Origin of the sequence: Micromonospora sp. U21, assembly GCF_018070045.1 — a bacterium.
In the GTDB taxonomy this organism is placed as follows: domain Bacteria; phylum Actinomycetota; class Actinomycetes; order Mycobacteriales; family Micromonosporaceae; genus Micromonospora.
Map to the genome: position 1 here is coordinate 78055 of NZ_JAGPYK010000015.1, position 14914 is coordinate 92968.

The 14914-nt window shown below is 70.2% G+C and carries 11 protein-coding genes, 1 tRNA gene and 1 riboswitch; of the genes, 3 read left to right on the forward strand and 9 right to left on the reverse strand.

Translation table 11 applies throughout. The features are described from left to right. Positions 1-79 precede the first annotated feature (79 nt). From KBX63_RS20270 to KBX63_RS20280, 3 genes are all read right to left on the reverse strand, one after another. Positions 80-637, reverse strand: coding sequence for a DUF3592 domain-containing protein (locus tag KBX63_RS20270; RefSeq protein WP_307871772.1), 558 nt, complete (start codon positions 635-637; stop codon positions 80-82). Between the two features lie 1162 nt (positions 638-1799). Beyond that, the gene (locus tag KBX63_RS20275; protein ID WP_210912961.1) at positions 1800-2093 is read right to left on the reverse strand and encodes a hypothetical protein; all 294 of its coding nucleotides are present in this window, start codon (positions 2091-2093) and stop codon (positions 1800-1802) included. A gap of 512 nt (positions 2094-2605) precedes the next feature. Beyond that, positions 2606-2679 (reverse strand) — tRNA-Gly (locus KBX63_RS20280). Between the two features lie 247 nt (positions 2680-2926). Here KBX63_RS20280 and KBX63_RS20285 point away from each other — a divergent pair. Further along, positions 2927-3910: a zinc metalloprotease gene (locus tag KBX63_RS20285; protein ID WP_210912963.1), complete on the forward strand. Its 984-nt coding sequence runs from the start codon at positions 2927-2929 to the stop codon at positions 3908-3910. Between the two features lie 84 nt (positions 3911-3994). On the opposite strand, the gene KBX63_RS20290 is transcribed toward KBX63_RS20285, so the two are convergent. Beyond that, a complete protein-coding gene (locus tag KBX63_RS20290; RefSeq protein WP_210912965.1) occupies positions 3995-4552 on the reverse strand; it encodes a pyridoxamine 5'-phosphate oxidase family protein in 558 nt (185 codons plus the stop codon). Positions 4553-4651: 99 nt separating this feature from the next. On the opposite strand from KBX63_RS20290, the gene dcd reads away from it, so the two are divergent. Next, a complete protein-coding gene (gene dcd / locus KBX63_RS20295) occupies positions 4652-5230 on the forward strand; it encodes a dCTP deaminase (RefSeq protein ID WP_210912966.1) in 579 nt (192 codons plus the stop codon). A gap of 88 nt (positions 5231-5318) precedes the next feature. Here the strand turns inward: dcd and KBX63_RS36460 are convergent, their stop codons facing one another. Next, positions 5319-6359, reverse strand: coding sequence for an NlpC/P60 family protein (locus KBX63_RS36460; protein ID WP_210912968.1), 1041 nt, complete (start codon positions 6357-6359; stop codon positions 5319-5321). Positions 6360-6371: 12 nt separating this feature from the next. Continuing rightward, positions 6372-6508, reverse strand: a riboswitch (cyclic di-AMP (ydaO/yuaA leader). A gap of 231 nt (positions 6509-6739) precedes the next feature. Between KBX63_RS36460 and KBX63_RS20305 the strand changes: the two genes are divergently transcribed. Next, positions 6740-8722 carry an N-acetylmuramoyl-L-alanine amidase gene (locus KBX63_RS20305; RefSeq protein ID WP_210912970.1) on the forward strand — a complete coding sequence of 661 codons (1983 nt, stop codon included), beginning with the start codon at positions 6740-6742 and terminating at the stop codon, positions 8720-8722. 64 nt (positions 8723-8786) lie between these two features. Here the strand turns inward: KBX63_RS20305 and KBX63_RS20310 are convergent, their stop codons facing one another. From KBX63_RS20310 to KBX63_RS20325, 4 genes are all read right to left on the reverse strand, one after another. Continuing rightward, on the reverse strand, positions 8787-9785 hold the full coding sequence (locus KBX63_RS20310) for an NlpC/P60 family protein (protein ID WP_210912972.1): 999 nt from the start codon (positions 9783-9785) through the stop codon (positions 8787-8789). A gap of 182 nt (positions 9786-9967) precedes the next feature. Further along, a complete protein-coding gene (locus KBX63_RS20315) occupies positions 9968-10969 on the reverse strand; it encodes a hemolysin family protein (RefSeq protein ID WP_210912974.1) in 1002 nt (333 codons plus the stop codon). Beyond that, on the reverse strand, positions 10962-12275 hold the full coding sequence (locus KBX63_RS20320; RefSeq protein WP_210913093.1) for a hemolysin family protein: 1314 nt from the start codon (positions 12273-12275) through the stop codon (positions 10962-10964). Before KBX63_RS20320 ends, KBX63_RS20315 begins: the two co-directional genes overlap by 8 nt. Positions 12276-12490: 215 nt before the next feature. Then, the gene (locus KBX63_RS20325) at positions 12491-14689 is read right to left on the reverse strand and encodes a (Fe-S)-binding protein (RefSeq protein WP_210913095.1); all 2199 of its coding nucleotides are present in this window, start codon (positions 14687-14689) and stop codon (positions 12491-12493) included. Positions 14690-14914 lie beyond the last annotated feature (225 nt).

Here is a 14914-nt window from a genome sequence, read left to right on the forward strand (position 1 = left end):
CCACCTCCGAACCGGACACTAGCTGGCAGGAGGGCTCAGCGGCATCAACCTCGGTGACATCCCGGATGCCCGGCGCCGCTCACTGTCGACCGACCCGCTTGTGCTTGGAACGGCTGGTGAACCCGACGCCGTCCCTGCTCGTAGCGCCGGTCCGCCGTGGCGCCGCACGCCCGGGCAACCATCTCCGGAACGGTATGCGGGAGAGTGTCAGCGGAACCGCCACGACCAGGATCACGAACCCGGCCGCGCCCAGGACGCCCTGGATGCGGCCTCGGTGCCCGCTGAGCGCGTCGAAGTCGGTCACGAAGTCGCTTGGATCGGCGCGGTTCACCCAGATCGGCACCACATCGCCGGCTGGCCGGCACACCTCGAAGCAGCCAATCTCCTGCTCGTACGTCCGGCCGGCCATCTCGTACCGGAGATACATGGTGGTGGAGGTGCCACCGCGCTTCGTCACCCGGTCGTGGACGACCGCCCGCGCCGGTACACCTCTGGCTCGCAGTTCGGTCTTCCAGTCGTCGAGCGCGGACTGGGTGTGCATCGGCAGCCAGAGCAGCGCACCGCCGGCCACCACCAGCAACACGCAGCCGACGGTCGCCCAGACCGGGCGCCTCAGCAACATGATCACGCGGCTCACCGGGTCATCGTGCCGCTCCGCCGCAACCCTGGAAGCGGTGCAAGGCAACGGAGTCGGACAGAGCGTGGCCGGTCGCCCGGATGACGGAACGGCTCGCGGATGGCCGTCTCATGTTCACAGCTATGGAAACTGAAAGGCCCGGGCTCGGATTTCGCATCCTGACCAGGGCCTTCGTGGTGGAGCGGGTGACGGGAATCGAACCCGCACTGTCAGCTTGGGAATTGTCGATCTACGGCACGTCACCGGCCTGGCGGCCTGGTCTCGGCAGTCTCGCGTGGCCTCGGCTGGCCCCTGCTGTCCTCGCCCAATGGCACGCTAATGGCACGCCGGGTTGCTCCCCTCGGCTACCAGGAGATCGGTGGATCGCACGGGCAATGGCTACTCCAGTCCGCCGTCCTAACGAGCACGAGGCCAGCGGCAACCATCCCAACGACGGCACCGACGGCCCATGCCGTAAGCATCCCCGCCAACGCCTTGTCTCGATGACCTCTCACCAGACGGCGGACCGCGACGCCAAGCGTGACGACTGATCCGACAACACCTGTCAGGACTGACAGACCTACTGCGGCTGCGGCACGGTCGGCCGGATCCTCGGGGTCGAGCAGGAAGACTCCCAAGAAGACGAGGATGGCGAGGGTGTGACCTACCAGGCCATACGCGATTCCGCGGCGAGGTGACATAGAGCCCCCCTGGGCTGATTCGCCCTCGTCCATCACGCCAAAGACCGTACATCCTCGGGCGGCAACCGTCAGTTTGGAAGAGCGCGCTCACGTGACCGCGATGCCCGAAACGCCTGCCGTGGAGGGTCGGCCAAGCTGCGTCTCGTGCCCGTTCGTGACCGCTACGCCTCGCGGCTACTGGCCCATGGATGGCCCATCATGGGCATGCTCCCGGCGCGTCTGCGGGATCTCCTCGGTCAGGCAGGCTCGTCCCTGCGCGAGGTTCCCCGGTCGTGTCAAGGCTCGCCGCAGGCGACCGCGAAGCGGCTTGGCCTTGGCGCGGCCGGGGGTTCTCGCGTAGCCCTCGTGGTGCCTGACCGAGGAGATCCCGCCTGGCACCCGTCTGCCGCCGATCTCTGAGGGAAGGCCGGGGTTCGGGGCGGAGCCCCGAGATTGCTCCGGGGGACGGTCGGGCGCTGGGCCACCCGATGAGCCACATGCTGTTACTCAGCTGGTGGTGCAGTCAGGTAGACAACGCCGCCGCCGACTACGAGTAAGCCGAAGAGCATGAACCCGATCCCAGCGATGTACCGGCCGAGGAGGAACCCGGGCTCGTGCTTCATCTCCTCCGGGGTTACCTCGTGGCCGCCCGTCCAGCGAGTCATTCGGCTCCGCGCGATCCGGCGCGCGTGCTCGTCTGCAACCCCGAAGAGGTTCGCTGTCCAGATGAGGCCGACGAACCCGAGGAGCAGCCCGAATCCGATGAGGCCGAGCCCTCTCTGGATGTGCAGGGGCATGACGACTCCAGGCGTGTGGGCATGGGTTTGGCGACGGGGCGAAGCCAGGGTAGGTGATGGTGACAATCGATCGCATGCGTGGCCGGCCGGCCCGGCCGATGCCGGCCGGAGGTCGCCAGCAGGCCGGGGCCGGGCCGGTGCGGCCCGCTTTGCGGGCCGCCTTGATTCTTAAGAGGTCAATTCGGCAGTTGAATCGGCTCGCAAATCGGCTCGCTGAGCTGGGTGCAGTGGGCCAGCGTGGCGTCGTCGTGGGTCTTGCCACGTGGCCACTTCCTGCCGTGCGGATCACTGGCTTCCGCTGCTCGGACTTGCCGGATGACTTCGGCTGGTCCCGCCTTGGTGATGAGGGCGAGAACTTCGGGCGACAAGATCGGCAAGAGGCGGGCAGCGAACCCGGACGGGGTTGGGGATGACCGGGGCTAATGGCACGCCAATGGCACGCGGCATGATCGTTGACCTTAAGACGTCGAAGGCCCTGGCGGGGACTGACGTCCTGACCAGGGCCTTTCGCGTGGAGCGGGTGACGGGAATCGAACCCGCACTGTCAGCTTGGGAAGCTGATGTTCTGCCATTGAACTACACCCGCAAGCGGCACCACTGTACCCGAGTCACCCGGCCAGTGCACCCAGGTACCCCACCCCACCCGACGGCCCACCACCCGCCCCGTCGCGCCGGATCGACCTCGCTCCCGTGAGCCACCACTCGCGGAGAGTAGTTTCCTGGTGCCAACATATGGCTATTCTCAAATATGTCGATGAGTTGTAACGTCTGCCACACGTTGTCAGTCACGGCGTGACACACCCCCTGCCACGCCGCCAGAAAGAGGTGGGCCCATGGGACTCCGTCCCAACCTGCTGACCCGGCGTGCCGCCGGAGTCGCGTCGACGACCCTCGCGCTGCTGCTCAGCACCGCTGCGGTGGGCGTCGTTCCGGCTGCCTCGGCATTCTCCGCAGCCCCCGGTGGCGCCTGCGTGGAGCCGACCGACAGCCACGCAAACGCCCGGCTGAAGCCCGGTGCCGCGGCCAAGCACGAGCCGAACGAGCTGACCGCGAAGCAGGTCCGCGAGCGGGACGCCGACCTCGCCGCGGCGCTGCGCGAGCGCGCCACCTTCCGGACCGGCGCCGGCACCGCGCCGCTGGCCACCGTCACCATCCCGGTGGTGGTGCACGTGATCCAGGAGAACAGCACCCGCGCCGGCGGCAACATCCCGGACTCGCTGATCACCGCCCAGATCAACGTGCTCAACCAGGCCTACGCCGGCGCCACCGGCGGCGCGGCCACCGCCTTCGCCTTCCGGCTCGACGCGATCAACCGGGTGACGAACCCTTCCTGGTACCCGATCGTGGAGGGCTCGTCGGCGGAACGATCGATGAAGTCGTCGTTGCGGGTGGGCGGCAAGAACACCCTCAACATGTACCTGGGCGAGTTGAGCGACGACCTGCTGGGCTGGGCGACCTTCCCACAGCGGAGGCTGAACAGCATGGACGGCGTGGTCGTGCTGAGCGAGTCGCTGCCGGGCGGCACCGCCACCAACTACAACCAGGGCGACACCGGCACCCACGAGGTGGGCCACTGGCTGAACCTCTACCACACCTTTCAGGGCGGTTGCGGTGGCTCGGGTGACAGCGTCAGCGACACCCCGGCCGAGGCGTCGCCGGCGTACCAGTGCCCCACCGGTCGGAACACCTGCTCGGCGGCCGGGCTGGACCCGATCACCAACTTCATGGACTACACCTACGACTCGTGCATGTACCAGTTCACGCCGGGGCAGGCCAGCCGCATGCTGACCGCGTGGAACGCGTACCGCGCGGCGTAGCTTCCCCGCGTACCACCGGTGCCGGCCCCGTCACGACGGGGCCGGCACCGGCGTCTTCCCCAAAACCGGATCGGTGGGCCGCGGTCAGGCGGCCGAACGCTGGACGTCACGGCTGCGGCGGGCCGGGCGGGCCTGCGGTACGGAAGACGGCCCGGCCGCCGCGGGTGGTGCGTGCGGGTCGAGCCAGACCTGAACGGCCGGCCCGCCCGGCGCGCCACCCGGAACACCGGTGCCGTGCTGCTCGCGGCGAGCCAGCATCGCCACGTCGACGGTGAACTCGAACAGCCGCCAGTCGACCTGCGGGGCCGCCCGCGCGCTCTGCGCCAGCCGGGCCACCTGGGCCGGATCGGTCACCGGCCAGGCGCGCCCCGCCACGTACGCCTCGTCGTCGCTCTCCTCCGGCGGGAACGAGTGCAGCGCGTAACGGCCGTCCCGTTCGAGGTCGCGGCGCTTCGGCGAGTCGAGAATGAAGCAGAAGAGACCCTCGTCGGTGATGACCGGGGAGACCGGATGGACCCGCGGCCCGCCGTCGGCGCGGACCGTGGCCAGGTAGCCGAAGCCCGGCCCGTACTGCTGGAGGAGAACGCGGATCCCGTCGGCGAGTCGGGGCTCGTCGGCGGCGAATTCGGACCAGGAAGCCATGCCGGCATTCTATCGAACAAATGTACGACCAGCGACCTCGACGCGCTGGTCACCGGCACCAGATCCGGCTGTTGCCGGCAACGCCGCTATGGTGGTCCGATGCTGCTCTCCGACCGCGACCTGGTCTCCGAGATCAAGGCCGGTACGCTGGGCCTGGAGCCGTTCGAGCCCACCCTGGTCCAACCGTCCAGCATCGACGTACGACTCGACCGGCTGTTCCGGGTCTTCAACAACCATCTCTACACCCACATCGACCCGGCCATGCAGCAGGACGACCTCACCTCGGTCGTCGAGGTGCCCGACGGCGAGCCGTTCGTGCTGCACCCGGGGGAGTTCGTGCTCGCCTCGACGCTGGAGGTGATCTCGCTCGGCAACCAGCTCGCCGGCCGGCTGGAGGGCAAGTCGAGCCTGGGCCGGCTGGGCCTGCTCACACACTCCACCGCCGGCTTCATCGACCCGGGCTTCTCCGGGCACGTGACGCTGGAGCTGTCCAACGTGGCGAACCTGCCGATCACCCTCTGGCCGGGCATGAAGATCGGGCAGCTCTGCATCTTCCGGCTCTCCTCGCCGGCCGAGCACCCGTACGGCTCGGTGGTCTACGGCTCGCGCTACCAGGGGCAGCGCGGGCCGACCCCGAGCCGCGCGTGGCAGCACTGGCGCACCTGGCCCACCCGCTGAAGTCACTCGTCGGGCGTTGCGCCCGCCGGATGTCAGTAAGGGGCCCCTCCTATACCGGAGGCGTTAAGAAGGGGCCCCTCCTTACATCTCAGCCTGGGCGGCCGTAGCTGTGGATAGGGCCGTCGTCGACCTTCTTCATCTTGATCGGTTGACCGGCCTGCGATGCGTGCACGACCCAGCCACCGCCGACGTACATGCCGACGTGGTGGATGTCGCTGTAGTAGAAGACCAGGTCACCGGGGCGCAGGTCGGCCCTGCTGACGTCCCTGGTCGTTCGGCTCTGCTGGGCGGCGTTGTGCGGTAGTGACACCCCGGCCTTGGCCCAGGCGGCCAGCATCAGCCCGGAGCAGTCGTACGAGTTCGGACCCTCGGCACCCCACACGTAGGGCTTGCCGATCTGCGCGCAGGCGAACTTGACCGCCACGCCGGCACCACCGCCGGGGTAGCTGGCCGGGCAGGGCGCCGGACGCAGCGGGCCGCCGCCACCGTTGCCGTAGACCTTGAGACGCAGCTTCTGCAGGCGGTCGATCTCGTCGTTGATCTGCTTCTTCTTGGCCGCCAGCTGGGCCTCGGTCCGGGTCAGCTGCGCCACCATCTCGTCCAGTGGTGCCTTCTGCCGGGCCAGCTCGTCACGCAGGTCGGACACCTGCCGCACGTCCTGCTGCTGGTCGTGCGCGAACCGGTCGAGCATCTCGAGCTGCCCGACGACCTCGCTGGGCGACCGGCTGCCCAGCACGGCGTTGACGGTGGAGACGTTCTCGCCCTTGTACGCGCGGACGGCCAGGGAACTGACCTTGTCCATCGCAGCGTCGACCTGGCGCTCCAGCGGGGCGATCCGGGCGGCCAGCGCCCCAGCCTGCTTGCGCTTCGCGGCCAGGTCGGCCCGGGTGGCGTTGTGCCGTTCGATGATCGGTTCGAGCTTGTTCCAGTCGGCGTCGATCTGGCGCTCGATCTCGGCGACGGACGGGTCGGCGTGGGCCGCCGTGGCGCTGCCCGTCAGGACGACGGCAACGCCGACCAGGGCGGCGAGGGCGGTGGTGAAGCGGGACCAGCGTGGGCGCGGCACGATCGACGTCGGGCCGGCTGACGCCGACCGCTCGGACGACGGCCGCGGGGCATGGTGGGCCACCGGGTTCCGTACTCCTTCTTCCTGACCGCCTACCGGGTTAGCTGACGGGTTCGGGCGGGAAGGTGGACGCCCTACCGCAGTGGCTGCGGATTCACCCCGGGAAACCTGGGTCCCCGGCTCGCTCGAAAGCGACTCGGCGGTGTCGGTCCGTTACCGCCCGGGTGGGCGGAGCTGCTGTCGGCCCGACGAATGACCAGAGTAGAGACGGCCGTTACCGATCCGCAACCGGCGGGGCCGTGACACTCCGTACCGATTCCGGGGGACGACGACGGCCGACGAAGGTTTCCTTCCGAGAAACGCGGCAGATGGAAAGGTATTGACGGGAGCTCCGGGCGGGACGAAGGTGACCTCACCTTCGCCCGTCAGATCTAGGGGGTTCGATGCACCGTCCAACCCTGTCCACCGGCCGGCGTGCCCTGCTCGCCGCCGCCGTGGTCGCCGCCGCGACCGCGGTACCACTACCCGGCGGCCCAGCCGTGGCCGCACCCACCGCCGACCGCCAGCAGCAGTACGCCGCAGCGGCGACCGAGTACGGCGTACCGGCCGACGTGCTGCTCGGTGTCTCCTATCTGGAGTCGCGCTGGGACAGCAACGCCGGCACGCCGAGCACCAGCGGCGGCTACGGCCCGATGCACCTGACCGACGCCCGGCACGTGGCCGCCCTACCGGGGCGCGGCCACCACGATGCCGGCGACGAGGACCCGCGCGGCGACGACTCCCGCCCCGCCCGGTCGTTGGCGCCCCGACCGGCCGAGGATCCCGCGCCGCCCGCCGCCGCGTTGCAGACCGTGGACGCCGCCGCCGCACTGACCGGTGCCGCCCCCGAGTCACTGCGCACCGACGCGAGCGTCAACATCCGTGGCGGCGCGGCACTGCTGGCCGCGTACCAGCGGGAGATCGGCGCGCCGGTTGGCGCCGACACCGACCCGGCAGCCTGGTACGGCGCGGTGGCCCGCTATGCCGGCGCGGACAGCGCGGACGCCGCGGCCGCCTTCGCCGACGAGGTGTTCACCACCATCGGCGCCGGCGAGTCCCGGGTGACCGACGACGGCCAGCGGATCACGCTGCCGGCCCGGGCGATCCAACCCCAGCGTTCCTGGCTGGACCGGCTGGGACTGCGCCGGCTCGCCCGCCCCGACGGGCTGGAGTGCCCCCGCACCATCTCCTGCGAGTGGATCCCGGCGCCGTACGAGGCGTTCGGCGCCGGGGACTACGGCAACCACGACCTCTCCGACCGACCCGGCCGGCAGAAGATCGAGTACATCGTCATCCACGACACCGAGGCGAGCTGGGCGACCACGCTGCAACTCGTCCAGGACCCGACCTACGTGAGCTGGCACTACTCGCTGCGTTCGGCGGACGGGCACATCGCCCAGCACGTGAAGACCAAGGACGTCGGCTGGCACGCCGGCAACTGGTACGTCAACGCCAAGTCGATCGGGCTGGAACACGAGGGCTTCGCCGCGCAGGGCACCTGGTACACCGAGGCGATGTACCGGACCTCCGCCAAGCTCGTCCGGCATCTCGCCCTTCGGCTGGGGATCCCGCTGGACCGCCAGCACATCATCGGCCACGACAACGTGCCCGGTACCGTCGCCGCGAACGTGCGCGGGATGCACTGGGATCCGGGCCCGTACTGGGACTGGACGCACTACTTCGACCTGCTGCACGCGCCGCGGCTGGACACCGGCACCCCGGCGACCGGGCTGGTCCGGATCGACCCGGACTACGCCACCAACCAGCCGGCGTTCACCGGCTGCGTCACCGCCGGCGTGCCATGCGCGCCGCGCGGCTCATCGGCGGTGGTGCTGCGCAGCGCGCCGTCGGCGGGCGCGCCACTGGTCAACGACATCGCACTGCGTCCCGACGGCACCCCGAACACGATGACCGTGTCGGACCACGGCGCCCGGGCCTCCGCCGGCCAGACGTACGCCCTCGCCGGCCGGCAGGGTGACTGGACGGCGATCTGGTACCTCGGACAGAAGGCGTGGTTCCACAACCCGGCGTCCGCACCGACCGCCAGCTGGACCGTCGGCATGGTGGCCACCCCGAAGCCTGGGCGGGCCACCATCCCGGTGTACGGGCGGGCGTACCCCGAGGAGACGGCGTACCCGTCCGGGGTGCCCTACCAGCCGATCTCGCCGCTCCAGTACACCCTGGCGGCCGGCCAGCGGTACGCCGTCGGCGCGGTGCTGCCGGGCGAGTACTACCGGGCCACCACGTTCGACGGCTCCTCGCCGGGCGACTGGACGGTCATCCGCGGCCAGAACCGGTACGCACAGATCCAGTTCGGTCACCGGATCATGTACGTCGATCTCGCCGACGTGCAGCTTCTGCCGTCTCCGGTGGGAGCACCGCGCTGAACCGTGTTGAACGGCACGAGGGCCCCCGGTCGTCCGACCGGGGGCCCTCGTCGTGACTGCTGGATCAGCCGGGTCTGCGGAACCCGGCGACCGGCATGTTGTTGATGCTGGCCACCTGCACCGGTTTGCCGGCGCGTGGCGCGTGCACCATCTTGTCGTTGCCCAGATACAGGCCGACGTGGTGCAGGTCGCTGAAGAAGAAGACCAGGTCACCGGGTCGTGCGTCGGCCCGCGAGATGGCCTTGCCCTCGTGCCACTGGTCACCCGTGTGGTGGGTCAGGTAGATCCCGGCCGCCTTGTACGCGTACTGGGTCAGGCCCGAGCAGTCGAACGAGTTCGGGCCGGTGGCGCCCCAGACGTACGGGTCTCCGACCTGCTGGCAGGCGGTCTTGATCGCCTTCTGGGCGGCCGCGTTGGCCACCCCGTTGATGGTCGGGCAGCCCTCGGTCTTGATCGTCGTCTTCGGCAGCGAGGCCTCGAGCCGCTTGATCTCGCCGTCGATCTGCTTCTTCTTCGCCGCCAGCTCGTTCTGCTGCTTGGTCTGGGTGACGATCAGCACGTCCAGCTTCTGCTTCTGGCCGTCGTACTTGGCCCGTACGGCCAGCACGCCCTCGACCTCCTTGCGCTCCCGCGCGGCGAGCCGGTCGAGGACGGTGAGCTGCTCGGTGAGCGTGTCCGGCTTGGCGCTGACGAGCAGCGCCCCGATGTCGTGGGAGGGGCCCGACATGTAGTACCGGGAGGCGAGGTCACCGACCCGGTTGAGCGCCAGCTCGCTCTGCAGGGCCAGCGGCTCAATCTTCTTCTGCAGCTCGGACGACTTCTTCCGGTTGGCCTTGAGCTGCGACCGCACCTTGTTGTACTGCTCGATGGTGGGCTCCAACTGCTCCCACTGCTTGTCGATCTGCGCCTCGATCTCGTCGACCGTGGGCGCGGCCTGCACGGGCGCGGAGAGCACGCCGGCGCCGACAGCCGCGGCGGCGACCAGGACGAGTAGACGGTGGGCGACCCGGCGCAGACCGCCCGGCCGAGCGGGCAGTCCCGGGGCGTGACGATGAGGGGGCATGGTTGCCACCGGCACCGACTCCTTTGCAACCGACCGCCGGGCGCCTCGCGTGAGGGAAGGGCCGAGGCAGACGACCCACAGCGGTCGGTGCCCCACATTAGGGAAGCGCAGCACCGGAATCAAGGCGGGAGGCGTCACCGTCACTGTCACGCAACTGCTTGCACACCAAGGGTATCGGCCCATCAACCAACGATTGCGGTCAATACGTCGTCGAGCGTGACCACGCCGAGCGGGCGCCGGCCGTCGCTGACCAGCACCATGTGCCTCCGCTCGCGGCGCATGGCCAGCAGCAGATCGGCGAGCGTACGCTCCGGCGGCACCACCGCCAGCGGCCGGTAGACCTCCGCCGGCACCGGTGCCCGGCGAGCATGGCCGGAGTACCCGAGCACGTCCTTGACGTGCACGAAACCGAGCACCCGCCGGGTGGACCGCTGCACCACCGGGAACCGGGACCGGCCGGTCCGGGTCGCCAGCACCTCCAGCGACGCCGGCGAGACGTCCTCGGCCACCGTCACCACCGTCGACCACGGCTGCCACGCGTCCGCCGCCGTCCGGGTGTGCAGCGCCAGGGCGCCGGTGATCCGGGCGTGCTGCTCCGCGTCGAGCAACCCCTCGGTGCGCGCCTGGGAGACCAGCCCGGCCAACTCCTCCGCGGTGAACACCGTCTTCACCGCCTCGGACGCCTCGATCCGCCAGAACCCGAGCACCTGCCGGGCCGCCCACTTCATCGCCAGCAGCAGCGGCTTGGTGGCCACGCAGAACGCCAGCATGGCCGGGCCGAGCCAGAGCGCGGAGAGTTCCGGACCGGCCAGCGTGATGTTCTTCGGCACCATCTCGCCGACCACCGTGTGCAGGAAGACCACCACGCCCAACGCCAGCACGAACGCCACCGGGTGCACCGCCCGCTCGGGCAGACCGATCGCGTGGAACGGCGACTCCAGCAGATGGGCCAGCGCGGGCTCGGCGATCGCCCCGAGGCCCAGGGAGCAGACCGTGATGCCGAGCTGCGCCCCAGCGATCATCAGGGGGATCTGGTTCATCGCCGACAGGGCCCAGCGGGCCCGCTTCGAGTCGGCGGCCAGCGGCTCGATCACCGTACGCCGGGACGCGATGAGCGCGAACTCGCTGCCCACGAAGAACCCGTTGCCGAGCAGCAGCAGCACGGTCACCAGCAGCTCAGTCATCGTCGTCCGGCTCCGCCGGGCGCAGCACCCGGACCTGCTCGATCCGGTGCCGCTCCACCTCCACCACGGTGAACTCCCAGCCACCCGCCTCGACCGTCTCGCCGGCCAGCGGGATGTGCCCGAGCCGAGCCATCAGGTACCCGGCCAGCGTCTCGTACGGCCCCTCGGGCAGCCGGAAGCCGGTCTGCTCGGCCAGTTCGTCGGAGCGCAGCACCCCGTCGACCAGCACGGTGCGCTCCCCGCCCGGCACGGTGAGCTCGACCGGGCCGGCGTCGTCCACACTGGCCGGGTCGAACTCGTCGGCGATCTCCCCGACCAGTTCCTCGACCAGGTCCTCGATGGTCACCACGCCGTCCGTGCCGCCGTACTCGTCGACCACGATGGCCAGGTCGGCCCCGGCGGCCTTCAGCGCGGCCAGCACGCCGTCCAGGTCCAGGCTCTCCGGCACGTACACCGGCTCCCGGGCCACCGAGCCGACCATGGTCGACGCCCGGGCGGCCAGCGGCACACCGAGCGCGTCCGGCACCCCCGCCACACCGGTGACCAGGTCCAGGGTCTCCTCGTACACCGGGAACCGCGTCCGTCCGGTTTCCCGGGACATCTCGAGCAACGCCGCCACCGTGGCCGTGGCGCGCAGCGCGACCACGTCCACCCGGGGGGTCATCGCCTCGGCCGCCCGCTTGTCGCCGAAGCGGATGGTGCGGCGCAGCAGCATCGCGGTGTCCGTGGGCAGCGCCCCCGCCCGGGCGGAGATGGCGGCCAGCAGGCCCAGCTCCTCCGGTGAGCGGGCACTCCGAAGCTCCTCCTGCGGCTCCACCCCGAGCGCCCGGACGAGTCGGTTCGCCGAGCCGTTCAATCCCCGGATCACCCAGCCGAACGTCCGGGAGAAGGTGTGCATGGGGCCGGCGGTGGCCAGCGCGGCCGGCATCGGCCGGGCCAGCGCCGCGTTCTTGGGCACCAGTTCGCCGAAGAGCATCGAGATCAGGGTGGCCAGGGCCAGCGCCAGGAACGGGGTGAACCGCTCGGTGCTGTCCCCGGCCACCGGCCGCAGCAGCGGGGAGAAGATCCGGGCCAGGGCCGGCTCGGCCAGGTAGCCGGTGAGCAGCGCGGTGATGGTGATGCCGAGCTGTGCCCCGGAGAGCTGGAAGGACAGCTCGCGCAGCGCGGTGCGTACCGTCAGGGCGGCCTGGTCGCCGGCGGCGGCACGGCGATCGATCTCCGCACGATCGACCGTGACCAGGGCGAACTCGGCCGCGACGAAGAACGCGTTGCCGGCGGTCAACGCAGCGAAGCCAACCAGGGGCAGCAGCGTGGTCAGGAGAATCCCGTCGATGTTCGCCTCACCTCGGCGCGATTGTGCCACGGCGGATGCCCGGCCACCGGCCGGTCCGGCTGACCGGCGACGGAGGCGGTCCCCGGTGCCCGCAGATGGTCCCGGTGCCGCCATCGCCCCTGCCACGACGACGGCGGTGGCACCCCGTGGGTGCCACCGCCGTCCGGTGCTTCTGCGCGGTACGCGGCTCAGCCGGCGACCGGCGCAGCCTCCTTACCGCCCTGCGATCGTTCCGGCTTGACCGAGCGGAGCAGCACGCTGGCCACGTCGATCACCTCGACCTGCTCGCCGGCGCCCTTGCCGTTGACCCCGTCGCTGAGCATCGTCGAGCAGAACGGGCAGCCGACTGCGACCGTCTTCGCTCCGGTGGCCATGGCCTCCTCGACCCGGTCCACGTTGATCCGCTTGCCGATCTTCTCCTCCATCCACATCCGGGCGCCGCCGGCGCCGCAGCAGAAGGAGCGCTCGCTGTTGCGCGGCATCTCGGTGATCTCGCCCTCGATGGCGTCCCCGAGCACCTCGCGGGGAGCAGCGAAGACCCGGTTGTGCCGGCCCAGGTAGCAGGGGTCGTGGTAGGTGACTCCGCCGTCGACCGGCTGCACCGGGGTGAGCTTGCCGGTGGACACGAGGTGGGCCAGCAGCTGGGTGTGGTGTACCACCTCGAACTCGCCGCCGAGCTGGCCGTACTCGTTGCCGAGGGTGTTGAAGCAGTGCGGGCAGGTAGCGACGATCTTGCGCTTGGCCTTCTCCCGGCCCTCGAACGCCTCGTTGAGCGTCTCCACGTTCTGCTGGGCGAGCATCTGGAAGACGAACTCGTTGCCGATCCGCCGCGCCGGGTCACCGGAGCAGGTTTCGCCCTCGCCCAGGATGGCGAACTCGACGCCCGCCTCGTTGAGCAGGGTGGCCACGGCGCGGGTGGTCTTCTTGGCCCGGTCCTCGAACGCGCCGGCGCAGCCGACCCAGAACAGGTATTCGAAGTCGTCCACCTCGCCGACCCGGGGCACCTCGAAGTCGAGGCCCTTGGTCCAGTCCTCGCGGGTGTTCTGCGGGGCGCCCCACGGGTTGCCCTTGTTCTCCAGGTTGCGCAGCATCACGCCGGCCTCGGAGGGGAAGCTCGACTCGATCAGCACCTGGTAGCGGCGCATGTCGACGATGTGGTCCACGTGCTCGATGTCCACCGGGCACTGCTCGACACACGCACCACAGGTGGTGCAGGACCAGAGCACGTCCGGGTCGATGACGCCGCCCTCCTCGGCGGTGCCGATCAGCGGACGGTCGGCCTCGGCCAGCGCCAGCACGTCGAGGTGCGCGAGCTGCGCCGCGGTGGCCTTCTCCTCGCCGGTCAGGTCGTTGCCGCCACCGGCGAGCAGGTAGGGCGCCTTGGCGTACGCGTGGTCGCGCAGGCTCAGCACGAGCAGCTTGGGCGAGAGCGGCTTGCCGGTGTTCCAGGCCGGGCACTGCGACTGGCAGCGACCGCACTCGGTGCAGGTGCTGAAGTCCAGCAGACCCTTCCAGCTGAACTGCTCGACCTGGGCGACACCGAACTGGTCCTTCTCCGGGTCGGCCTCCTCGAAGTCGAGCGGCTTGCCCTGGCTCGTCATCGGGCGCAGCGCGCCGAGGCCGGAGCCGGCCGGCCGGGCCGGCTCGCGCTTGAAGAAGATGTTGGGGAACGCCAGGAAGCGGTGCCAGGCGACGCCCATGGTGACGTTCAGCGAGATGACGATCAGCCAGGTCATCGAGATGACGATCTTGATGAGGGCGGCGACGCTGGCCCCGTCCTGCCAGTCGGGCAGCACCGCGCCGACCGCGTGGCTGACCGGGGTGGCCCAGAGCGGGTACTCGAAGTGGTCGGTGGCGACCTTGAAGCCCCGGATCACGAACCCGAAGATCAGGACCAGCAGCACGATCCACTCGACGAAGTAGCCCTGCCACATGGTCGAGCCGGTGAACCGGGACCGTCCGCCCGGCCGGGTCGGCCGGTTGCGCAGCCGGATCGCCATCAGCACCAGGATGCCGACCAGGCCCAGGACGCCGATGATCTCGGTGGCCAGCCCGAAGACCACCCAGTGCCCGATGATCGGCAGGCCACCGGTCGGCGTGACCACCTCGAAGTACGCCTCGAGCACCAGCAGCGACAGCACGATGAAGCCGACCATCACCAACCAGTGCGCCGCACCCACCACGCCCCACTTGAGCATCCGGGTGTGGCCGGCGGTCTCCACCAGCATGGTCTTCGTACGGCTGACCTTGTCGGTGAACCGCTCCGGCGCGGGCTGCCCGAGCCGGATGACTGCCACCATCTTGAGGACCGCGCGTGCCGCAAGCCACACCGCCACGGCGGTGATGGCGGCCGCGAGGATCGTGGTGACGATCTGGACGCTGCCCATCGAGTTGGCCTCCCCGGTCTGCTGCCTGTCGAGCGGCTCGGCGACCGGGGGCCGGGTCAGGACGGAGCCAGCGTCGCGCCGCTGCCGCACCTGCGACCGGACCGGTCGATGACCTCGCTCCGCTCGGTCATGCAGTGCAGCCTACGCGCAAGGTTACCCAGCAGTAACGTGAGTCATCTCGCAGCGGGCCACGCCGCCCTGCGGACACCATAGGGTGCCCCGCCC